The organism is Agrobacterium sp. D14 (assembly GCF_001526505.1).
Lineage (GTDB): Bacteria > Pseudomonadota > Alphaproteobacteria > Rhizobiales > Rhizobiaceae > Agrobacterium > Agrobacterium leguminum.
In genome coordinates this window covers 181,619-202,556 of the sequence record NZ_ASXX01000063.1, presented here as the reverse complement: position 1 = coordinate 202,556, position 20,938 = coordinate 181,619, and the positions used below count along the sequence as shown (strand labels likewise).

Genomic DNA, 20,938 nt, shown 5'->3' with positions numbered 1-20,938 from the left:
GGTTCTCTGATGTCACATCTGGAGCGGCGAACATAATGTCTGATTGTGGCGTGACAACAAGAGGCGGCAACGATTCCACAGGAAAGGCGGCGTTCAAGGGAAAGACGGGCATTTGCGGCGCTTTCTCCTTGACCTTTCGCCCCCCTGCCCTTAACGCCCCTGACACAAGGTTACTGGCGAATTTGCAGGGGTATTGACCATGAAAGTTCTGTTGATCGGTTCCGGCGGACGCGAACATGCGCTGGCGTGGAAAATCGCCCAGTCTCCCCTGCTCGATGAGCTTTATGCCGCCCCCGGCAATCCCGGCATTGCCGATCACGCGACGCTGGTAGCGCTGAACGTGGAAGACGACGCGGCCGTCATCGCCTTTGCGAAGGAAAAGGCAATCGACTTCGTCGTGGTCGGCCCGGAAGCGCCGCTGGTTGCCGGTCTTGCGGATGATCTGCGCGCCGCCGGCATCGCCACTTTCGGACCCTCGAAGGCAGCCGCCCAGCTTGAGGGCTCCAAGGGTTTCACCAAGGATCTCTGCGCGCGCTACGATATTCCGACCGGCGCTTACCAGCGTTTCAAGACCGCTGAACCGGCCAAGGATTATGTTCGTCAACAGGGCGCGCCGATTGTCATCAAGGCGGACGGGCTTGCCGCCGGCAAGGGCGTGACCGTGGCCATGACGGAAGCGGAAGCGCTTGCCGCGATTGACGACTGCTTCGACGGCGCTTTCGGCGCGGCCGGCGCCGAAGTGGTGGTGGAGGCCTTCCTCGATGGCGAAGAAGCGAGCTTCTTCTGCCTTTCCGATGGCAAGACCGCGCTGGCACTCGCCACCGCGCAGGATCACAAGCGTGTCGGCGATGGCGATACCGGCCCGAATACCGGCGGCATGGGCGCCTATTCCCCTGCCCCTGTTATGACATCTACCATGGTGGAGCGCACCATGAAGGAGATCATCGAGCCGACGATCTCGGGCATGGCCAAGGATGGCAATCCCTTCTCCGGTGTTTTTTTCGCAGGCCTGATGATTACCGCCAAGGGCCCGGAACTGATCGAATATAACGTGCGTTTCGGCGATCCCGAATGCCAGGTGCTGATGATGCGCCTGAAAAGCGATCTGCTGCCGATCCTCTATGCCACCGCTACCGGCACGCTGGACAAGGTGGAGGCGGAATGGCGCGACGATGCGGCGCTGACCGTCGTTCTCGCCTCCAAGGGTTATCCCGGCGCTTACGACAAGAACACGCCGATCGCCCATATTCCCGAGGCCAGCGAAGAGGCGAAGGTGTTCCATGCCGGAACCGCGCTGAAGGACGGCGGGCTGGTGGCGACGGGCGGACGCGTGCTGAACGTTACCGCCCTTGGAAAGACCGTCACGGAAGCGCAGGCACGCGCCTATGCGTTGGCCGACAAGGTGGAGTGGGAGAACGGCTTCTGCCGTCGCGATATCGGCTGGCAGGCCGTCGCCCGCGAAAAGGCCTGATCCTTAAGGCAAACGGGATTGGACGCGAATATTTCGTTCAATTTTTACCAAGTTTGCTGACCCGATGGAAACGAAACATCGGTAATACTTGCCGGAACATTGAATGGCGCATTGTGTCTCGATCACGAGGCCGCGCCGTCATTTCGGGGGTTTTTCGATGCGTCGTCTTTTTCTGACAGCGATTGTCGCGCTGACCGGCGGGTCGGCGATGGCGTCTTCCATCGAATATATAAACGGCGTGCATGTGGCCAATGGCAGCTTCATTCGTCGCGATTGCGCGGGCTGCAAGCCCATGAAGGGCAAAGCCGTGGCGCAGGGTTATGCCGTTCCCTCCATTGAGCCGGGCACGCAACACACGGAAATGCGCGAAGTCGACGGCAAGCGCACCCTGCTGCGCACAGAAGCCTGGCTTGGCGGCGCGCCCGTCACCTTCGTCAGCACCAATCCCGCATGGATGGCGGAAACCTCCAGCACCGCCATCGCGACCTATGACGACGCAGAACCGGCGTCGCATCCCGCTGAGACGGTTTCGACACCGGCCGGCATCGACGTGACGACGACCACGGCAGCCGTCAAGGAAATTTCCACCGAAAACGCAGCCGAACCGGCCAGCGCCTCGGTGATCGGCGCCCCCCAGTTCCCGGATTTCAAATTGCGCGGCAATTGACCGGCCGATGACGCATTTCATGACGAAGGTCAAATAATCGCGTCATCGCTGCATTCCCGAAATGGGGCCACAACCATGCGGGGAATATTGCTTTTTCTCCCGCTTATTCTGCCTGTCGGGCCTGATAAAGCTTTCGCCAATTAAATATTTATTCAAATTTTTAGCCGCTAAGTGCGTCTATAGTGCGATGCAGCACAGGATGAGGCCACGGCGCGGACACGCGCTTTTTGGCCCTTTTATCGCGCATCATGCGCCTCTCCCTTCTCCGAAACATCGGTACCGCGCGGCGTTTTCAGGCGCGCGATCCCAAACGCTTGTGAGCGCCCATGAAGAACCTTTCCATTTCCCGTCAGTTGATCGTTCTCGTGGTGGCCCTGATGGCCGCCTTCGCCGTGGCGACGTTTTACCAGCTGAAATCCGCCACCGATGCTATCTATGAGGAACGCTACGGCATGCTGCGGACGCAGGTGCAATCGGCGATCTCCATCCTGCAATCCTTCCACGACAAGGAAAAGGCCGGAACGCTTTCGCGCGACGAGGCCATGAAACAGGCTTACGCCACCGTCAGCGCCATGCGCTTCACGCCGGACGGCTATCTGTTCGGTTACGACTACGACGTGACGATGAAGTTCCATCCCGATGCCAAGCGCGTCGGTGAGAGCTTCAAGGGCAAGCCGGACAGCAAGGGTTTCGCCTATCGCGACGAGCTGGTGCGGCTTGGTCGCAATGGCGGCGGACAGACGGATTTTTACGGTCCGAAGCCCGGCATGGAAGGCAATGACTACGCCAAGAGCTCCTACGCGCTTGCCTTCGAACCATGGCAGGTGGTGGTCGTGACCGGCGTTTATATCGACGATCTGAACGCACAGGTGCGCGGCGAGGTGATGAAGGCGCTGTCCATCGGTGCCGCCATCTTCGTACTGGCGCTTGCCGCCGCCTTCTATGTCATCCGTGGCATTTCGAAGCCGCTTGGCGATATTCACCGTGCGCTCGGTGAAGTGGCCAATGAGAACGTCTCGCTCGCCATTCCCCATACCGGCCTGACGAACGAAGTGGGCATGATGGCGAAGGCCACCGCCTCGCTTCAGGACAAGGTGCGCGAGCGCCATGCCATGCAGCGCCGTGAGGAAGAACAGCAGCGGCAGCTCAATGCGGAACGCCAGAACAATCTCGACATGCAGCGCGACGAGGCGGAATTGCAGGCGCGTGTCGTCACCACCATCGGCGAGGCGCTGGAAAAGCTGGCGGGCGGCGATCTGACCGTACGTTGCGGCGATCTCGGCAATCGTTATGCGGCACTGCGCGACAATTTCAACGAGGCCCTGATCCATCTCGACGCCGCCATGGCCAAGGTGAATTCCAAGAGCATCGACATCGGTGGCTCCAAGGAGGAAATCCGCAAGGCCTCCAACGAGCTTTCGCAGCGCACCGAACGGCAGGCTGCCAATCTGGAAGAAACCTCGGCCGCTCTCGATGAATTGACGGTTGCGGTGCGCCAGACGGCGGAAGGGGCGGCAGACGCCGCCAAGCGCGTCACCACCGTCAGCTCCGAAGCCATGCGCAGCGACCGGGTGGTGGAAGAGGCGATTACGGCGATGAGCGGTATCGAGCAATCTTCCGACCAGATTTCCAACATCATCGGCGTGATCGACGACATCGCTTTCCAGACCAACCTTCTGGCGCTGAATGCCGGTGTGGAAGCGGCGCGTGCGGGCGAAGCCGGCAAGGGCTTTGCCGTGGTGGCCCAGGAAGTGCGCGAACTGGCGCAGAAATCCGCCGCCGCCGCCAAGGAGATCAAGGACCAGATCGCCCGCTCTTCCGCCCAAGTGGAAAACGGCGTGCGCCTTGTCGGCGAGGCTGGCGATGCGCTGAAACGCATCTCGGATCAGATCAAATCGGCAAACGAGATCGTCAGCAAGATCGCCCATTCGGCGGCCGAACAGGATACGACGCTGCGCTCGATTTCCTCGTCGCTCAACCAGCTGGATGTCGCCACCCAGCACAATGCGGCGATGGCGGAAGAAACCACGGCTTCGGCGGAAGCGCTCGCCGTCGACACCGAGGAACTGCTGAACCTCATCCGCGGCTTCCGCGTCTCTTCCGGCCACCAGCTTCATGGTATGGCGGAGCAGATGCGTATGGCGGGGTGATACGCCCCAGGGCCATCGATGAACAACGGCGCCGGGGGAAACTCCGGCGCTTTTCTTTTCAAGCATTTACAGGAAAAGTGGAACCCGGTTTTCCGTCCGGAAATGCGCCAAAACACTCTAACGGGTCAGCGCATCCAGCCGGTCGATATCGGCAGGCGAAAATACGGCAATACCAGCTTTTTCGAGCAGCGCCGTCGTAACCCCGTTGCCCGCGTGTTTGACGCCAGAAAACGAACCGTCATAAATCGCAACCGACCCGCAGGACGGGCTGCCGTCGATCAGAAGCGCGTATGTGCAGCCATTGGCCCTGACGAAGGCCAGTGCCCTTTCCGCGCCGGCGATAAATTGCGCCGTGACATCGCCGCCGGTCACCTCCAGCACGCGGGCGCGGCCCTCCAGCACATCGACACCGGAGGCACCCTTCTCGATTTCCGCCGGCGGGCGTGGCACGAGCATGCCGCCCGCCATCTCCGGACAGATCGTCACCAGCCTGCCCTCGCTTCGCCAGCGGTCTATCGCCGGGTGGGAGAAGGGTTTGCCTCTGCCGTCATAACGGAGACAGGCTGGCCGAGGAGGCAGGCGCTGATGAGGATTTTGGGGGTCATGTCGGTCAATCTAAAACGATCCCGGCAAGCGTGGAAGCCGAAAATACCCCCCTCTGCCCTGCCGGGCATCTCCCCCTCAAGGGGGGAGATCGGCAAGAGGAAGGCTCCCCGCAAAAACCGCGACATTAGAGGTGATCGAGAGGCTGCCGCGATTCGATCTCCCCCCTTGAGGGGGAGATGCCCGGCAGGGCAGAGGGGGGTGAACCGCGCACACTGACATGTACGGCTACCCCAACGCCCCTCACCCCGTGATCTTCGAGAAATCCGCAACCGTTCCGGTGGCTTCGCGAATGGCCTTCAGCAGCGCCAGACGGTTGGCACGGATGGCCGCATCCTCGTCATTGACGAGCACATCCTCAAAGAACTTGTCGACCGGCGCGCGAAGTGTGGAGAGCGCCTGCATGGCGGAGCGGAAATCCTCGCCCGCAACAGCCTTCGCAGCGTCGGCAGATGCGGTCTTGATCGCCGCGTAGAGCGCCTTTTCGGCATCGAGCTTCAGCAGCTCTTCCGAAACGCTGTTCGCCACCACGGTGCCCTTCTTTTCCTCGGCGGCCAGAAGCTGGGTTGCACGCTTGGCGCCTGCCAGAAGGTTGCGGCCATCCTCGCCGGTGATGAAGGCGGTGAGCGCCTCGACACGGCGGGCGATCATCAGGAGATCGTCGGATTCCGGCGTCAAAACGGCGTCGATCAGATCGTAACGCGCGCCGAGGTCGCGCAGATAGACTTTCAGGCGATCGTGGAAGAAGGAGAGAAGGTCCGGGTCCTTCGCAACGCTCAGCAGCGGAAGCCGCACGTTCTTCTCAAGCAGAATACGCACCACGCCCAGCGCCGCGCGGCGCAGCGCGAAGGGATCCTTCGAGCCGGTCGGCTTCTCGTCGATGGCCCAGAAACCAACGAGTGTATCGAGCTTGTCGGCCAGAGCGACCGTTATCGCTACCTTGTCGGCTGGCAGACGGTCGGAGGGACCCTGCGGCTTGTAATGGTCTTCGATTGCCGCCGCGACGCTTTCGTTTTCGCCCTGCAGCGCCGCATATTTACGGCCCATCAGGCCCTGAAGCTCGGGGAATTCACCGACGGCTTCGGTGCGCAGGTCGGCTTTCGCCAGAACACGGCGCGGTCCACCAGATCGGCATCGGCGCCGACAACCGGGGCCAGCGCCTTCGCCAGTTCGCGAATACGGGCCACGCGCTCACCCTGCGTTCCGAGCTTGGCATGGAAGGTGACGTTCAGCGCATCGAGCTTGGCCATGCGCTGATCGAGCGGCTTCTTGAGATCGAGGTTGAATTTCGCAGCAGAATCTTTCAGCGTTTCCAGATCGGGCAGATCGCCCTGGTCGCGGTTCCAGAAGTGGCGGGCATCCGACAGGCGGGCGCGCACGACCTTGCCATTGCCATGGATGATTTCCTTGCCGCCATCGCTCGCCTCGATGTTCGAGATCAGGATGAAGCGGTTGGAAAGGCCCTCTTCCGCACCCTGATTGCGAGTGACGAAACACTTCTGATTGGTCTTGATGGTGAGGCGGATGATTTCCGCCGGAATCTGCAGGTAGTCTTCCTCGAAGGTGCCCATCAGCACCTGCGGCCATTCGACGAGGCCGGAGACTTCTTCCAGCAGGCCTTCATCTTCCACCAGTTCAAGACCGTTGGCGAAAGCCAGATCCTTGGCGTCGTGCAGGATGATATCCTTGCGGCGCTCGGCATCGAGAATGACCTTCGCCTTTTCGAGGCTCGAGACATAATCTTCGAAACGGCGCACGGTGATCGGGCCGGGTGCATGGAAACGATGGCCATAGGTGACGTTGCCGGCGACGATGCCGTCGATCACGAAAGGAATGACCTGCGTTTCATCGTGCTCGGGGCCGAACAGGCAGACGATGGATTGCAGCGGCCGCACCCAGCGCAGACTTTCCGAACCCTTGCCTTCGATGCCGGCATAGCTCGATCCCTTCGGCATGGAGGCCGGGCCGGAGCGCATGGATTTCGGCCAGGGGAAGGAGCGGATGATGCCGGGCATCACTTCCGCGATGATCTCTTCCGCCGGACGGCCGGGCTTGTTGATGATGGCGATGTAGAACTCGCCCTTCTTCGGATCGGAAACGACCTGCGCTTCCGAGATATCATTGAGGCCTGCGCCGCGCAGAAAGCCCTCGATGGCCTTTTCATTGGCATCGGTGCGCGGGCCCTTCTTTTCCTCGCGCACATCGGCGGAGCGGGCGTTGAGGCCGCGAATATCCAGCGTCAGGCGGCGCGGCGTCCAATATTCGCGCGCACCCTCATAGGTCAGCCCTCTCTCCACCAAGGCATCGGTGACGAGTTTCTTCAGATCGCCCGCCGCCTTGCGCTGCATGCGGGCGGGGATTTCCTCGGAGCGGAGTTCAAGCAGAAGATCGGGCATGGGATCAGGACTTTATCTGTTGTCGGACGTTTGCGGTCGGCTTAGCAAGCAACGCGGCAAAAGTCACCAAGGCATTCGGTTAAATTACCGCCGGCCGGCGTTACCAGCCGCCGCCGCCACCACCACCACCGCCGGAGCCTGAAAAACCGCCGCCGCCACCGCCCGAAAAGCTGGAGCCGGAGGAGCTGACGGGCTGGGGAATGGTGGAGGCGATGGTATTGGCCATGGAGGTGGAAAAGCCGCCGATCCTGTCGCCAAAGGTTCCGTAATTGCTGCCCGCATACCAGCCGGGCGCATAACTTGCCGCTGCGGCACCGGCAGCGGCCGTTGCGAGCCAGGCCTCGAAGGTACGGCTCCACGGTTTTTCGACGCCGAGCGCCACGGCATAGGGCAGCAATGTCTCGAAATGCTGCGGCGACATGGCGGGCGCACCAGCCATGTTCATCCGATCTTTTTCCGCCAGCGTCAGATAGGTTCTGAGGCCTTCGATGCCGTCCATCAGCTTGCGGCCAAGCGGCGTCGGCGCGCCCATCAGGAACAGGAACAGCGCGTTGGTGAGCACGATGCCGCCGATGGCGGCCAGCGCCAGCGACTTGGTGTCATGCGTCACATCCAGCAGGATTTGCGTGGCGATGCCGCCAATGGCGGAAAAGGCCACGAAACCGGCAAAGGCCAGCATGACGATGCCGCCGATCCGCTTGCGCAGCGGTGCGCCGCGCGAAAACTGGCGGCCGATGCCGATCGACAGGATGCTGAAGAAGAAGGCGAAAAAGCCGAAGACCAGCACGGCGGCAATGGCGCTTTCATCCAGATCACCAAACACCAGCGTTGCGACGATGAGGGCGATGCTAAGGAAGATGCCGAAGACGGTGTAACCGGCATTGCTACGGTAATATTTGCCGCGATGTTCTTTTTCTATCGCCGCGCGGAACTGTTTTCCAACTTTTTCCACCTCCGCCCCATGGGCCTTGTCGATAGTCAGCGTCTCGCCCGAGCCGCCGATGGATGAAAGCAGCGTCTTCTGGCCGGTGGGCAGATCAGTGGCGGTTGCCTTTTCGGTACGGCGAATGACGATCGAATTCTTCAGGTCTTCCAGAACGACATAACCCTTTACCGCAAGGTCAAGGGCCGAGGCAGAGAGCGCCGTCCAGCCGGCACCGGAAAAGCCCCTGTTATCGACGTAATTGACCAGAGCCGGAGAAAGCCCCTCCGGCGCATCCCAGCGCGGCACGACCACGCCCTTCGCCGGATCACGGCCGACGGCGAACCAGGCGCGCAGGTAATAAAGCAGCACGGCGAAAAGCCCGCCGCCCGAAAGCAGGATGGCGAGATTGTCGCGCAGCCACCAGCCCGCCTCCTGCGAGGTGTCAGGCGCGGCAATCGCGCCCTTGGGCAGCTTGACGGCGACCGTCATGCCCTCGCCCACTGTGAAGGGGCGGGTGGAGGCAAAGAACACCTCGTTGCCTTCGTTCAGAATGCGCGCATCCTTGCCCTTCGCGCCAAGCGGACCGGTGAAGACGGCCGTATCGGTGGCCCTGACGCCCTGGGGCAGAGTGATGGTGGCGGAAATCTCGCCCATGGGAAATTGCCAGCCATTGCCGGTGACATTCCAGGTCAGCTCGTCATAATCGCTGAAATAGCGGATCTGCCGGGCAGTGGTGTAGGTGATCTGGAAGATATGCTCGCCGGTCGGCAGAAAACGCTCGGCGCTGCCGGTATAGATGCGGATGCCGCCGTCGATATTCTCGGTGCGCCAGTTTTCCGGCGCGCCATCGCGCTCCACCGAAACGACGTTGAAATCCACCTTGGTGCGGCGGTTATTCGCATCCAGCGCATATAGCGGGAAATCGCGGAAGATGCCGCGCTTGATGTTCTGGCCCTCAGCACGGGCGGTGATGGTTTCCGTCACCGTCAGCTTGCCATCCGCCGCCGCCTCGACAACGGAATGGTAGGAGCGGATGAATTCCTCCGCGAAGGCCGGGAAGGCCGCGCCCAGGAAGACGAACAGCGCGAGAAGTCTTGCGGCGATGGTCTTCACGGGCGGTCCCTCCTCAATGGCTCAGTGCTGCGGCTCGGCAGCGCTTTCCTTTTCGATGTAGTCGACGCCCAGCGAGGCGAGCGCTTTCCAGTAACCGGGATAGGTCTTGCCGACGCAGGCCGGATTCTGGATGGCAATACCGCCGATCTTCAGCGCCGCCAGCGCAAAGCTCATGGCGATGCGGTGGTCGGCAAAGGTATCGATGGAGGCCTTGACCGTCTGGCCCGCAAGAGCCGGATCGGCATGCACGATCAGGTCATCGCCCTCCTCATGCGCCAGACCATTGCGGATTTCGTTGAGGCCGAGCGAGACAGCGCGGATACGGTCGCATTCCTTGACGCGCAGATTGGCGATGCCGACGAAACGCACCGGCGTCTCGTTGAAGGCGGCCAGAACCGCAATGGTCGGAATGGCGTCCTGCATCTGCGAACCGTCGATTTCGGCGGGCAGGTGCGGAAACTTGGCCATGACATCATAGGCCTTGGCATCCGGCTGGGTGAATTTATCGGCCGGCGTGCCGATATCGATCGCGCCGCCGGTCAGAAGCTCGGCACCCCAGAGATAGGTGGCAGCGGAGGCATCCGGCTCGATGTGGAAATCGGTCGCCGTGTAACCCGTCGGATGCACGCGCCAGATGGCGTTGCTGACCCGCTCCACCTTCGCGCCGAAGGCTTCCATGGCCGATGTGGTGAGGTCGATATAGCCCTTCGCGCCGATTTCCTCACCCTTGAGGACGATATCGACAGGCTTGTCGCCGCAGGCGGCGGCCATCAAAAGCGCCGACACATATTGGCTGGAGAGGTTGGCGTCGATGGTGACGCTGCCCTTCGGGAACCCTGTGCCCTTGCCGCAGACGGTGACGGGTGGGCAGCCGGTCGGCGCTTCCGCCTCGACGCCGAGAGAGCGCAGGGCCTCCACCAGCGGCATGATCGGGCGTTTGCGCATGTGCTCATCGCCATCGATGATGACGGCGCCATCCACAAGCGCGGCAGCAGCGGTGAGGAACCGTGTGGCGGTGCCGGCATTGCCGAGGAAAAGCGGCTTTTCCGGCTGCTGCAGTACACCCGTGCCTTCCACCACGAAGGTAGTGGCATCAGGCTCGGTGACCTTGACGCCCATCTCGCGCAGGGCTTCGGCCATATAAAGCGTGTCGTCGCTTTTCAGTGCGCCGGTCAACCGGCTTTTGCCCCTGGCAAGACCGGCCAGGAGAAGCGCACGATTGGTGATGGACTTGGAGCCGGGCGGCTCGACCTTGCCGGAAAGCGGGTGGTCGGGCGGGGTGATGGTCAGTTCGATCATGATTGTCGTCTTGTCAAAGAATGCGGCGCGGGGCCGGATTATCGGAATTTGAACGGGAGGTCTTAAGCCGCCGGGGGAACAGTGCGCTTAGAATTTCACTGTCGGCACGGCGCGGTCGGCCGGATTGTCGATCTCGAAATAGGGCGCCTTGGCAAAACCGAACTGGCCTGCGACCAGATTGGAGGGGAAGCTTTCCACCTTGACGTTGAGATCGCGGGCGGCGCCATTGTAATAACGGCGCGACATCTGGACTTCGCTTTCGATGGTTTCCAGCGAACGCTGCAATTCCAGAAAATTCGTATTGGCCTTGAGATCGGGATAAGCCTCGGCAAGCGCAAAGAGCTTGCCGAGCGCCTGCGACAGCAGGCCTTCCGCCTGGGCGCGGCCCTCGACATCGCCTGCCGGCACGGCCTGCGCCCGGTTGCGCATGGCGATCACCTCCTCGAAGGTGCTCTTTTCATGCGCCGCGTAACCCTTCACTGTCTCGATAAGGTTGGGAATGAGATCGGCGCGGCGCTTCAGCTGCACGTCGATGCCCGACCACGCCTCTTCCTTCATCTGCCGCGCCTTGACCAGCCCGTTATAGATGAAGACGACATAAAGCGCGATTGCCGCGATGATTGCCAGCGTGATGAACATGAATTGCGATTCCCAGCTTCGTTGCGCGCACGATAGCCGCTCATTACCGCAAAGTCATGGGGCTTCGCTCATTCTGTCCGTTTTTGCCGAGAGGATAAAACCGCGACCAGTGCTGCGCGTCATTTATTGTAGACGGTGCAGTATAATCGCAGACCGGATGTTTTCCTTACAAAAACGGTGTGTGAGGCAAGCCTGTAGCCGCGTTCGGCCCAATAGTCCTTGTTCTCACCCAGATGATTCCAGCCGTCTATTCTCCAGTCGAGCATTTTCGAGTTTTGCGTGTAGTGCATGCGGACAAGCGCGCTACCGACATCGAGCGTCCGCTGGCCGCTGTCCTTGCAATCCATGCGGGTGACGATCATTCCGAAACTACGCAGTTTGTCTGCTCGGCGAAAGGCGTCATTGCCGCTCATCCATTCAGTCGTTTCGGCAGCCGCAGCGTTGCCGAGGAAACATGCAAGCATCAATACAGGCAAAAAAACTAAGCTTCTAATATTCATAATCAAATCCATCACGATGTTTCACATAACCAATCAACACAAAATAAAAGGCCGTCAAGAACGGCCTTTCAAATTCATTAGAAGCTTCGGCTTGAATCTGCCTTCAAAAATCAGGCGGCCCTGTTCCAGTTCACCCCGCCCGCATCCGTCAGCAGGAAGGCTTCGCCGCAGGCTTTCGCCAGCGTGCGCACGCGCAGGATATAGCTCTGGCGTTCCGTGACCGAAATTACGCCGCGTGCATCCAGAAGGTTGAAGACGTGGCTGGCCTTGATGCACTGGTCATAGGCCGGGAACACGCATTTGTGCAGGCGCTGATTGTCGTTATCACCGGGCGCACCGGCGGCGAGAAGCGCCTGGCATTCCTTTTCGGCGTCGATGAAATGGCGATGCAGCATGGCCGTATCGGCAAATTCGAAGTTGTGACGGGAATATTCCTGCTCGGCCTGCAGGAAGACGTCGCCATAGGAAATCTTCTCTTCGCCTTCGCGGCCGTTGAAGTTCAGGTCATAGACATTGTCGACGCCCTGAACATACATGGCGAGACGCTCCAGACCATAGGTCAGCTCGCCCGCGACCGGCGAGCATTCAATGCCGCAAACCTGCTGGAAATAGGTGAACTGCGAGACTTCCATGCCGTCACACCAGCATTCCCAGCCAAGACCCCAGGCGCCGAGCGTCGGGCTTTCCCAGTCGTCTTCGACGAAGCGCACATCGTGCAGCAGCGGATCGAGGCCGATCGCCTTCAACGAACCGAGATAGAGTTCCTGCAGGTTGGACGGGTTGGGCTTCAGAATGACCTGATACTGGTAATAATGCTGCAGGCGGTTGGGGTTTTCGCCGTAACGGCCGTCGGACGGGCGGCGCGAGGGCTGCACATAGGCGGCCTTCCATGGCTTGGGACCAAGCGCGCGCAGCGTCGTCGCCGGATGAAACGTGCCCGCGCCCACTTCCATATCGTAGGGCTGCAGCACCGCGCAGCCCTTGTCGGCCCAGTAATTGTGCAGCGTCAGGATAAGCGCCTGAAAGGAACGCTTCGGGTTCATATGGTCGGGAACATCGGTCATTGCAGTCATCGCGGCGTTAGGAGGACAAGTAAGCATTGACTTACTTCGGATGCGGACACGTGCCACGGCATGGCGTGAGGGTCAAGGTTTTATGCGTGGAGACGCCGCCTTAGGTCTCATCCTCGCGCTTCACCCGGTATTCGCCGGTTTCCGGGTCCTTGATCAGCGTGCCGATGGCGCCGGTCTCGCGTTCCTTCTCGCGCTGTTTCGATTTCGCCGAGAGCTTTTCCGCATCGCGGACAAAGCGGCGGTATAGGATGACGGATCCCACCACCAGAAGAATAATTGTAATGAGCTGCGCCATAAGGCTTTATTCCCGAGACATCATAGACCGAAACGCGACCACAATGCCTTTTCTTCGGCAACCTCCGCAAGCCCCGAGACGGCGCCGGCGGCCAGCCTTTCGGCATTCACGTCCAGAGCAGCATTCACGCCCGGCACCTTTTTGCCGAACAAAGTGCGCCCGCCGCTGACGAGCTGGAGCTTGACCTTCTCGCCGTAACGGCGGCGAAGAACCTCGCGCATGTCGCCCAGCCCGTCGATCAGGCCGAGGTCGAGGCCGCGCATGCCGGTCCAGAACAGGCCGGAGAAGATCGCCTCGTCGCCCTTCAGTTTCGAGCCGCGACGCATCTTGACCATATCGATGAAAACATTGTGGATTTCGACCTGAAGCGACTTCAGGTAATCGATATCGCCTTCCTTTTCCGGCTGGAAGGGATCGAGGATGACCTTGTTCTCGCCGGCCGTATAGACACGGCGCTCCACGCCGATCTTCTTCAGCATTTCCGGAAAACCGAAACCGCCGGAAACGACGCCGATCGAACCGACGATGGAGGTGGGATCGGCGATGATCTCGTCGCCGGCAAGCGCGATCATGTAGCCGCCGGAGGCCGCAACATCCTCCACGAAGATCAGGACCTTCTTTTCCTTTTCCTCGGCGAGCTGGCGGATGCGGTTATAGATCATCCGCGCCTGCACCGGCGAACCGCCGGGCGAGTTGAGCGAAATGGCGACGGCCGGAGCATCCTTGACGGCGAAGGCCTTTTCCAGAAGCGGCGCATAGGAGGCGAGATTGAGGGCGGGGCGGAACTGGTTGCCGCCGGCCATGATCGCGCCGTGCATGCGCACCACCGGGATGACGAGCTCTTTTTTACGAAAGCGTTTCGGCACCAGATACTTCAGAAAACCCACTACTCAATCCTCGCAGCATTTATCCGTTCGTCAGGGATGTATGTATCGCCCCGGAAAACACAATGGTTTGCGGCCGGCGGAACGGCGATATTTATGACGCGGGCCGGATTGCCCTTACATTACGCGAATAGGCGGCGCGGCCATTGTTCAGGTCATCGACGAAGGGGGTGAAGGCATGGCTGCCGGTCTCATGCATGATGAGCGGCGCGCGGAAGGACAGCCGCGCCCGCGAACCCTTGATGGCGGTGACGAGCATGCGCACCGCGTCCTCGCCAGGGCGCGGATGGATGAGGGTGATCTCGATGCCGCCGAAACGACTGCCGCAGGCGGCGATGATTTCCGCCACCGATTGCGGCCTTGAAATCAGGGAAAGTTGCCCACCCGGCACCATGATCGCGCCTGCGGTCCTGATCCAGTCTTCGAACAGGCCATCGGTCATGGCATGCGCTTCGGCCTTCAGGGCATCCGGCGTGCGACGGTCGCCCGCATCGTTATAGGGCGGGTTCATGATGACGTGATGGAAATGATCGTCGGGCAAGCCCGCTTCGGCGCGTGCTTTCGCCCGCAGGGTCACATCGGCTTCGCGCACGCTGACGCGGGCAGAAAAATCAGCATTCTCAGGCAGTTCGAGGCTGCGGCGGGCAAATTGCGCCATTTCCGGCGAGCGTTCGTACAGCGTCACCTCGGCCTTTTCGAGCCGCGCGGCAACCGCCATGCCGGCCGCACCCGCGCCCGCGCCGAGATCGGCTATCCGGCAGGCACGCTCATCCGCCACCAGCGAGGCCAGAAGCATGGCGTCCATGCCGGCCCGGTGTCCCCTGCCCTTCGGCTGGATGATGTGAAACCGGCCCCGATGAAAGGCGTCGATCGTTTCGGAAATGCCGTCGCCCACCGCCGTTCAAGCCTCTTCGTTGCGCAACTCGTCGCCGAGCCCGGCATCGATGAGAATGCGGCGGGCCTGATCGGCCCGATCTTCCTCCACCAGAAACCTTCGCGGCAAAAGACCGAGCGATCCTTCCAGAATGCTCATCGCCTGATCGGCGATGAGGCAATGGATGCCGGCATCCCTCATCAGGCTTTCGGCGAAGGAGAGCAGCACGGCATCGTTGGTACGGATCAGTTCACGCATGGATAGACCTTAAATTCCCATCTTTTTGAATGGCTAGCGGCAATTCGCCCCTTGCCGCGCAAGGCGTCAGTTTTTATTGTCGAATTCAAATTCGAACTGGAGTCCTGTCCCTTGGGCGTCGTCATACCGCTTGAAGAAAGCAAAAACAAACTCGCATCCGTCAAGCCGCTTGTCGACCTGACCCGCCCCGATATGGAACGGGTGAACCAGCTTATCCTTTCCAAGGCCGGTTCCGATGTCCAGATGATACCCGAGGTGGCCAACCACCTCATCTCTTCCGGCGGCAAGCGCCTGCGACCGATGCTGACGCTCGCCTCGGCCTCGATGTTCGGTTACGAGGGCGACAACCACATCAAGCTCGCCACCAGCGTCGAATTCATGCACACGGCGACGCTTCTGCATGACGATGTGGTGGATGAAAGCGATCTGCGCCGCGGCAAATCCACCGCCCGCACCATATGGGGCAACCAGGCGAGCGTTCTCGTCGGCGACTTCCTGCTCGGCCAGGCCTTCCGCATGATGGTGGATGTCGGCTCTCTCGATGCGCTCGATGTGCTGTCCACCGCCGCCTCGGTGATCGCCGAGGGCGAGGTGCTGCAGCTTTCGGTCGCCAAGAACATGGAAACGACCGAAGACGATTATCTTCAGGTGATTCGCGCCAAGACGGCCGCCCTTTTTGCAGCGGCGGCGGAAGTCGGCCCCATCGTCGCCAAGACCGACAAGGCGACCCGCAGCGCGCTGAAATCCTACGGCATGAATCTCGGCCTTGCCTTCCAGCTCGTCGACGATGTGCTGGACTACGGCGGCAAATCCGCCGATCTCGGCAAGAATACCGGCGACGATTTCCGCGAAGGCAAGATCACGCTGCCAGTCATCCTCTCCTATCGTCGCGGCACGCAGGATGAGCGCGCCTTCTGGCGCAACGCCATCGAAAAGGGTGAAAGCAGCGACGAGAACCTTGAAAAGGCGCTGGGCCTGATCACCAAATACAACGGTCTTGGCGATACGATCGGCCGCGCCACGCACTACGGCACCATCGCCCGCGACGCGCTCGCACCGCTGCCGCAGAGCCCCTGGAAAGATGCGCTTCTGGAAGTGATCGACTTCTGCATCGAGCGTCTGAACTGACGCCGCAGGCCGGGCGAAAGGCGGATGGAAAAGACCATCCGCCCAATGTTCCGGGCCAGCTTCTCCGCAAGGCGTGATTGTGGCCGGGGCCATAATTTCTTGCGGCGTTGCTTCAAAAAAGCCATTCTATCGTGACCAACAATGGAAACTGATTTTTCCGTGCTTCTGCACAAAGGCAAAGGTTCCCTCATGCGGCGTAAACCAGCACTCCGTCTTCTCTGCAGCGCGGCTCTTGCCGCTGCTCTCGCAATCGGCGCGGGTGCAAGCCCCGGCTTTGCGGAGACGAAGGCGACACCGGAAGACAAGGCCGTTACGTTCGATCCCGGCAAGGTGAACACCTTCTCCGGCGCCTTCCTCGCCGGGCGCAATGCCGATGTCGATCAGGATTATCCCACCGCGATCTCGCTTTACAAAAAGGCGCTGGAATTCGATCCCGCCAATACGGAAATCCGCCAGCGGCTGATGATCGCCGAACTTCTGAGCGGCAATTTCGAGGCCGGCGCCAAGATCGCCGATTCGATGAAGGACGATACCTCGGTGGAGCGCGTGACGACCATCGTGCGCGGTCTCGACGCCATCAAGGACAAGGAATTCGCCAAGGCCGAGAAGATCCTGAAATATACCGGCCCGAACGATCTCGACCGCATGGTCAACACACTTTTGACCGCATGGGCGCGCGCCGGTTCCGGCAAGCCGAAGGAAGCGCTGGCGCTGGTCAACAATATGAAGGGCCCGGGCTGGATTTCGATCTTCCAGAAATACAATGCGGCGGCCATCGCCCTTGTTTCCGGCAACAACGAGGCCGCCCGCAAGAGCCTGAACGAAGCGGTGACGGACCGCGAAGGCGGGGCAACCGCCTCCGATACCTATATGCGCGCGGTGATGGCGCTTGCCCGGCTGGAGGCTTCCGCCGGCAACAAGCAGAAGGCGCTGGATGCGATTGCGGTCGGCGACACTTTCGCACCGAATTACGCGCCGCTGAAAGCGCTTCGCCAGTCCATCGAAAACGGTGAAAAGCCGGAACAGCAGATCACCAATGCCGTGGAGGGTGCCGCCAGCGTCATGTTCTCCATCGCCGGCGCGCTGAACCGCGAAGGCGCCGAAGAGATCGTGACGCTTTATCTGCAGACGTCGCGCGCGCTCGATCCGAAGAGCCCGGATACGCTCATCCTTCTCGGCGGCCTTTCCGAAGCGCTGAAACAGCCTGACCGCGCCATTGCCTTCTACCGCGAGGTGCCGAAGGATTCGCCGATGTATCGCATCTCCGAGCTGCAGCTCGGACTGACGCTTGCGCAGACCGGCAAGGTGGATGAGGCGCGCAAGCACCTCAAATCCCTGCTCGAATCCGATCCGAAGGACATTCGTTCCTATCTCGCCTATGGCAGCGTGCTTTCGGACGCCAAGGACTACAAGGCGATGGCCGAGAACTACGACAAGGCCATCGAGGTCATCGGCTCCGTGCCGCAGAAATCCGACTGGTCCGTCTTCTTCCAGCGCGGCATCGCCTATGAGCGGCTGAAGGAATGGGACAAGGCCGAACCGAATTTCAAGCGGGCGCTGGAGCTGAACCCGGAACAGCCGCAGGTTCTGAACTATCTGGGCTATTCCTGGGTGGACAAGGGCATCAATCTCGATGAAGGCATGAAGATGATCAGCCGCGCCGTCGAGCTTCGGCCGAATGACGGCTATATCGTCGATTCGCTCGGCTGGGCGCATTATCGCCTCGGCGCTTTCGATGAAGCCGTGACCGAACTGGAACGGGCGATCGAACTGAAAGCCGGCGATCCGACCATCAACGACCATCTGGGCGACGCCTATTGGCGGGTCGGCCGCAAGATCGAGGCGGTCTATCAGTGGAACCGCGCATTGATCGGCGACAGCGACGACGTGGACAAGGCCAAGGTGAAGGAAAAGATCGCCAACGGCCTGCCGCCGGTGGAAAAGGATGCCGAAAATACCGCCAAGAAGGAAGTCGCGCCGGTGCCGCCGGCTCCTCCGGTACCGGCACCGGCTGCCACTCCGGACAAGAAATCCTGACGCCGCATGCGCGGACATGACGTTTCCGGGGCCACCGAGACCATCGAGGCGGCCCCGGCCAAGATCAATCTGGCGCTGCATGTGACCGGCCAGCGAGCGGATGGGTATCACCTGCTCGAAACGCTGGTGACCTTTACCGAAGCCGGCGACACGATCCGTATTCGCGACGCCGATGCCGATGCCGACAGTTTCTCCATCTCCGGCCCTTTCGGCGATCTTTTGCGCGCGGGCGATGGCGGCGATAACCTTGTCACCCGCGCCAGGGACCTGTTGCGCGATGCGCTTGCATCGACAGGGCAACCTGCACCCCCGGTCGCCATTCATCTTGAAAAGAACCTGCCGGTGGCTTCCGGTATCGGCGGCGGCTCGGCGGATGCGGCGGCGACGCTGCGGGGGCTTTTGCGGCACTGGCGTGCCGGGATCGCGCCGGATGCGCTTGCATCCATGGCGCTGACGCTCGGGGCGGATGTACCGATGTGCCTTGAGAGCCGATCCCTGATCGCGCGCGGCATCGGCGAGGACATCGAACGGATCACCGATCTGCCGGAACTGGCGATGGTTCTGGCCAATCCGTTGAAGGCGGTTTCGACGCCGGAGATTTTCCGGCGATTGCAGAACAAGACCAATCCGCCCCTGCCCGCCTCTGCGACAATCGGCTGGATGGATTTTCTCGCCCAAAGCCGTAACGATCTGCAACCGCCGGCTCAGGCGCTTCTACCGGAGATCGGGGAAATCATTGGGTTGTTGTCGCAGGAGGGGGCTGCGCTTGTGCGCATGTCCGGTTCAGGGGCAACCTGTTTCGGGATTTTTCATTCCCTTGAAGCGGCCAGGAAAGCGGAAACATCGCTTCGGAAGAGGCGCCCCGGCTGGTATTTTCAGGCGACGCGGACCATTTGAAAATCAGACACTTCGAGGATAAGGCCATGGCAGGCGAAAGACCCTTCATTCCCCTTGGCATTGCGGTTTTGACCGTTTCGGACAGCCGCACGCTGGAGAACGACAAATCCGGCGATACGCTCGTCGCAAGGCTGGAGGAAGCGGGCCACAGGCTCGCGGCCCGCGCCATCGTGCCTGATGACAAGGCAGCGATTGCCGGCACGGTGCGCGACTGGACGCTCTCTGAAGGCGTGGATGTGGTAATCACCACCGGCGGCACCGGCTTTACCGGCCGCGATGTGACGCCCGAAGCGCTGGAGCCGCTGTTCGAAAAGCGCATGGATGGGTTTTCCGCCCTCTTCCACCGCATCTCCTATGACAAGATCGGCACCGCCACCATCCAGTCGCGGGCAACCGGCGGCGTGGCGAACGCGACCTTCATCTTCGTGCTGCCCGGCTCGCCGGGTGCGTGCAAGGATGCGTGGGACGGTATTCTGAAAGCCCAGCTCGATTATCGCCACTTGCCCTGCAATTTCGTGGAGATCATGCCGAGGCTTGACGAGCATTTGAAGCGTGGGGCTGGGGGCGTTTAGATCAGCGGACCAGAGGTGCGTGGGGCTTCACCCCCCTCTGCCCTGCCGGGCATCTCCCCCTCAAGGGGGGAGATCGGCAAGCAGCGCCACCACCACTTCATTCGCTGACGTTGAGATGGGCGAGACCTTACCGCATATTGATCTCCCCACCTGTGGGGGAGATGCCCGGCAGGGCAGAGGGGGGTAAGCCCCACGCACCTTCGGTTCACAATATTTACGCCTTTCCGCCTCCCCTACTGGCGACAAAAACAGACGCCCGCCCAAAACCCCCATCACGCCAGATATTTCGTGAAGAACTCCGTCGTCCTGCCCCAAGCGAGATCGGAGGCCGCCTTGTCGTAGCGCGCCGAGGACGTGTCATTGTTGAAAGCGTGGTTGACGCCGTCATAGACGAAGATTTCAAAGGTCTTGCCGTTTTCCTCCAGCGCCTTCTTATAGGCATCGATGCCGGCATTGATGCGCTCGTCGAGACCCGCATAGTGCAAAAGCAGCGGCGCCTTGATGGCCGGTACATCGGCCACCGGGGCCTGCTGGCCGTAATAGGCGACGCCGGCATTCAAACCTGCCGATTTGGTGGCGAAACGGTTGACCAGCCCGCCGCCCCAGCAGAAACCGACAGCCCCGACCTTGCCATTTGCCCCCTGCCGCGCCGCAAGCCATACCCGGCCCGCTTCGGCATTGGCGACGGTCGCGTCCATGTCGAGACCGCTGAACATCTGCCGCGCCTTCTCCTCATCGGCGGGCGTGCCGCCCTGCGGTGAGAGGAAATCGACGGCAAGCGCCCTGAAACCGGCGAGCGCCACACGCCTTGCCACATCGCGGATATGGTCGTTCAGGCCACGGTTCTCGTGGATGACGATGACGGAGCCGATGGGGCCGGAAACGGATTTCGGCGTGACGAGGTAACCCTTCATCTCGCCGCCGGGGGCGGGATAGGTCACCTCCTCGGCGACGATCCTGTCGTCATCGGCCGCGATGACCGCCGCACGGGCGCTGTTGGCCGAAAGAAGCGGGGCGATGGCCGCCGCAGCTGCGCCCGACCCGGCCAGTACGGTGAGCTTTTCCATGAATTTGCGGCGATCGAGGCTGAGATGGGTATATTCATCGTAAGCGTCGATCATGGCCTGCGTGATCTTGGGCTTGTCCATCGCTCTATC

Annotated in this window: 17 protein-coding genes and 2 pseudogenes; 7 read left to right on the top strand and 12 right to left on the bottom strand. The window is 61.1% G+C overall.

The window, feature by feature from the left end; all coding sequences use genetic code 11:
* The first annotated feature begins 199 nt into the window (after positions 1-199).
* From purD to L901_RS23870, 3 genes are all read left to right on the top strand, one after another.
* Complete coding sequence (gene purD, locus L901_RS23880) at positions 200-1,471, top strand: phosphoribosylamine--glycine ligase (RefSeq protein WP_059760691.1); 1,272 nt, start codon at positions 200-202, stop codon at positions 1,469-1,471.
* Positions 1,472-1,628: 157 nt separating this feature from the next.
* Positions 1,629-2,138, top strand: coding sequence for a plant virulence effector HPE1-like domain-containing protein (locus L901_RS23875; RefSeq protein WP_059760861.1), 510 nt, complete (start codon positions 1,629-1,631; stop codon positions 2,136-2,138).
* A 326-nt stretch (positions 2,139-2,464) separates the two neighbouring features.
* Positions 2,465-4,288, top strand: coding sequence for a methyl-accepting chemotaxis protein (locus L901_RS23870; RefSeq protein WP_020813615.1), 1,824 nt, complete (start codon positions 2,465-2,467; stop codon positions 4,286-4,288).
* A 117-nt stretch (positions 4,289-4,405) separates the two neighbouring features.
* On the opposite strand, the pseudogene L901_RS23865 reads toward L901_RS23870, so the two are convergent.
* From L901_RS23865 to L901_RS23815, 11 genes and pseudogenes are all read right to left on the bottom strand, one after another.
* Positions 4,406-4,902, bottom strand: a pseudogene (locus L901_RS23865) (DUF523 domain-containing protein).
* 232 nt (positions 4,903-5,134) lie between these two features.
* A pseudogene (gene glyS / locus L901_RS23860) lies at positions 5,135-7,287 on the bottom strand (glycine--tRNA ligase subunit beta).
* A 100-nt stretch (positions 7,288-7,387) separates the two neighbouring features.
* Entirely contained in the window at positions 7,388-9,325 is a 1,938-nt protein-coding gene (locus tag L901_RS23855; RefSeq protein ID WP_059760689.1) for a DUF2207 domain-containing protein, read from the bottom strand.
* Between the two features lie 21 nt (positions 9,326-9,346).
* Positions 9,347-10,624, bottom strand: a complete 1,278-nt coding sequence (gene aroA, locus L901_RS23850) for a 3-phosphoshikimate 1-carboxyvinyltransferase (protein WP_059760688.1) — start codon at positions 10,622-10,624, stop codon at positions 9,347-9,349.
* 87 nt (positions 10,625-10,711) lie between these two features.
* Positions 10,712-11,263 (bottom strand): LemA family protein, encoded by a 552-nt coding sequence (locus L901_RS23845; RefSeq protein WP_059760686.1) that lies wholly within the window; start codon positions 11,261-11,263, stop codon positions 10,712-10,714.
* A 119-nt stretch (positions 11,264-11,382) separates the two neighbouring features.
* Complete coding sequence (locus L901_RS23840) at positions 11,383-11,763, bottom strand: hypothetical protein (RefSeq protein WP_236000807.1); 381 nt, start codon at positions 11,761-11,763, stop codon at positions 11,383-11,385.
* A gap of 110 nt (positions 11,764-11,873) precedes the next feature.
* Positions 11,874-12,836, bottom strand: coding sequence for a glycine--tRNA ligase subunit alpha (locus tag L901_RS23835; protein ID WP_059760683.1), 963 nt, complete (start codon positions 12,834-12,836; stop codon positions 11,874-11,876).
* A 100-nt stretch (positions 12,837-12,936) separates the two neighbouring features.
* On the bottom strand, positions 12,937-13,131 hold the full coding sequence (locus L901_RS23830; protein WP_003503256.1) for an NfeD family protein: 195 nt from the start codon (positions 13,129-13,131) through the stop codon (positions 12,937-12,939).
* 20 nt (positions 13,132-13,151) lie between these two features.
* On the bottom strand, positions 13,152-14,018 hold the full coding sequence (locus tag L901_RS23825; RefSeq protein WP_020813605.1) for a S49 family peptidase: 867 nt from the start codon (positions 14,016-14,018) through the stop codon (positions 13,152-13,154).
* Between the two features lie 91 nt (positions 14,019-14,109).
* Complete coding sequence (locus tag L901_RS23820) at positions 14,110-14,910, bottom strand: tRNA1(Val) (adenine(37)-N6)-methyltransferase (protein ID WP_059760681.1); 801 nt, start codon at positions 14,908-14,910, stop codon at positions 14,110-14,112.
* 6 nt (positions 14,911-14,916) lie between these two features.
* Positions 14,917-15,147, bottom strand: a complete 231-nt coding sequence (locus L901_RS23815) for a DUF2007 domain-containing protein (RefSeq protein WP_020813603.1) — start codon at positions 15,145-15,147, stop codon at positions 14,917-14,919.
* A 111-nt stretch (positions 15,148-15,258) separates the two neighbouring features.
* Between L901_RS23815 and L901_RS23810 the strand changes: the two genes are divergently transcribed.
* The 4 genes from L901_RS23810 to moaB all read left to right on the top strand — a co-directional run bounded on the left by L901_RS23810 (position 15,259) and on the right by moaB (position 19,781).
* Positions 15,259-16,275 (top strand): polyprenyl synthetase family protein, encoded by a 1,017-nt coding sequence (locus L901_RS23810; RefSeq protein WP_035261923.1) that lies wholly within the window; start codon positions 15,259-15,261, stop codon positions 16,273-16,275.
* A gap of 189 nt (positions 16,276-16,464) precedes the next feature.
* Positions 16,465-18,312 (top strand): tetratricopeptide repeat protein, encoded by a 1,848-nt coding sequence (locus L901_RS23805; protein WP_082710813.1) that lies wholly within the window; start codon positions 16,465-16,467, stop codon positions 18,310-18,312.
* Positions 18,313-18,318: 6 nt separating this feature from the next.
* On the top strand, positions 18,319-19,209 hold the full coding sequence (locus L901_RS23800; protein ID WP_059760676.1) for a 4-(cytidine 5'-diphospho)-2-C-methyl-D-erythritol kinase: 891 nt from the start codon (positions 18,319-18,321) through the stop codon (positions 19,207-19,209).
* 26 nt (positions 19,210-19,235) lie between these two features.
* Positions 19,236-19,781: a molybdenum cofactor biosynthesis protein B gene (moaB, locus tag L901_RS23795; RefSeq protein ID WP_059760674.1), complete on the top strand. Its 546-nt coding sequence runs from the start codon at positions 19,236-19,238 to the stop codon at positions 19,779-19,781.
* A gap of 272 nt (positions 19,782-20,053) precedes the next feature.
* On the opposite strand, the gene L901_RS23790 is transcribed toward moaB, so the two are convergent.
* On the bottom strand, positions 20,054-20,929 hold the full coding sequence (locus L901_RS23790; RefSeq protein ID WP_059760671.1) for a dienelactone hydrolase family protein: 876 nt from the start codon (positions 20,927-20,929) through the stop codon (positions 20,054-20,056).
* Between the last annotated feature and the right edge of the window lie 9 nt (positions 20,930-20,938).

Excerpts from the sequence above, each read along its gene's own strand:
- purD (WP_059760691.1), top strand. The coding sequence starts at position 200 with ATGAAAGTTCTGTTGATCGGTTCCGGCGGACGCGAACATGCGCTGGCG.
- L901_RS23875 (WP_059760861.1), top strand. The coding sequence starts at position 1,629 with ATGCGTCGTCTTTTTCTGACAGCGATTGTCGCGCTGACCGGCGGGTCG.
- L901_RS23870 (WP_020813615.1), top strand. The coding sequence starts at position 2,465 with ATGAAGAACCTTTCCATTTCCCGTCAGTTGATCGTTCTCGTGGTGGCC.
- aroA (WP_059760688.1), bottom strand. The coding sequence starts at position 10,624 with ATGATCGAACTGACCATCACCCCGCCCGACCACCCGCTTTCCGGCAAG.
- L901_RS23845 (WP_059760686.1), bottom strand. The coding sequence starts at position 11,263 with ATGTTCATCACGCTGGCAATCATCGCGGCAATCGCGCTTTATGTCGTC.
- L901_RS23840 (WP_236000807.1), bottom strand. The coding sequence starts at position 11,763 with ATGAATATTAGAAGCTTAGTTTTTTTGCCTGTATTGATGCTTGCATGT.
- L901_RS23835 (WP_059760683.1), bottom strand. The coding sequence starts at position 12,836 with ATGACTGCAATGACCGATGTTCCCGACCATATGAACCCGAAGCGTTCC.
- L901_RS23830 (WP_003503256.1), bottom strand. The coding sequence starts at position 13,131 with ATGGCGCAGCTCATTACAATTATTCTTCTGGTGGTGGGATCCGTCATC.
- L901_RS23815 (WP_020813603.1), bottom strand. The coding sequence starts at position 15,147 with ATGCGTGAACTGATCCGTACCAACGATGCCGTGCTGCTCTCCTTCGCC.
- L901_RS23805 (WP_082710813.1), top strand. The coding sequence starts at position 16,465 with ATGCGGCGTAAACCAGCACTCCGTCTTCTCTGCAGCGCGGCTCTTGCC.
- L901_RS23800 (WP_059760676.1), top strand. The coding sequence starts at position 18,319 with ATGCGCGGACATGACGTTTCCGGGGCCACCGAGACCATCGAGGCGGCC.
- moaB (WP_059760674.1), top strand. The coding sequence starts at position 19,236 with ATGGCAGGCGAAAGACCCTTCATTCCCCTTGGCATTGCGGTTTTGACC.
- L901_RS23790 (WP_059760671.1), bottom strand. The coding sequence starts at position 20,929 with ATGGACAAGCCCAAGATCACGCAGGCCATGATCGACGCTTACGATGAA.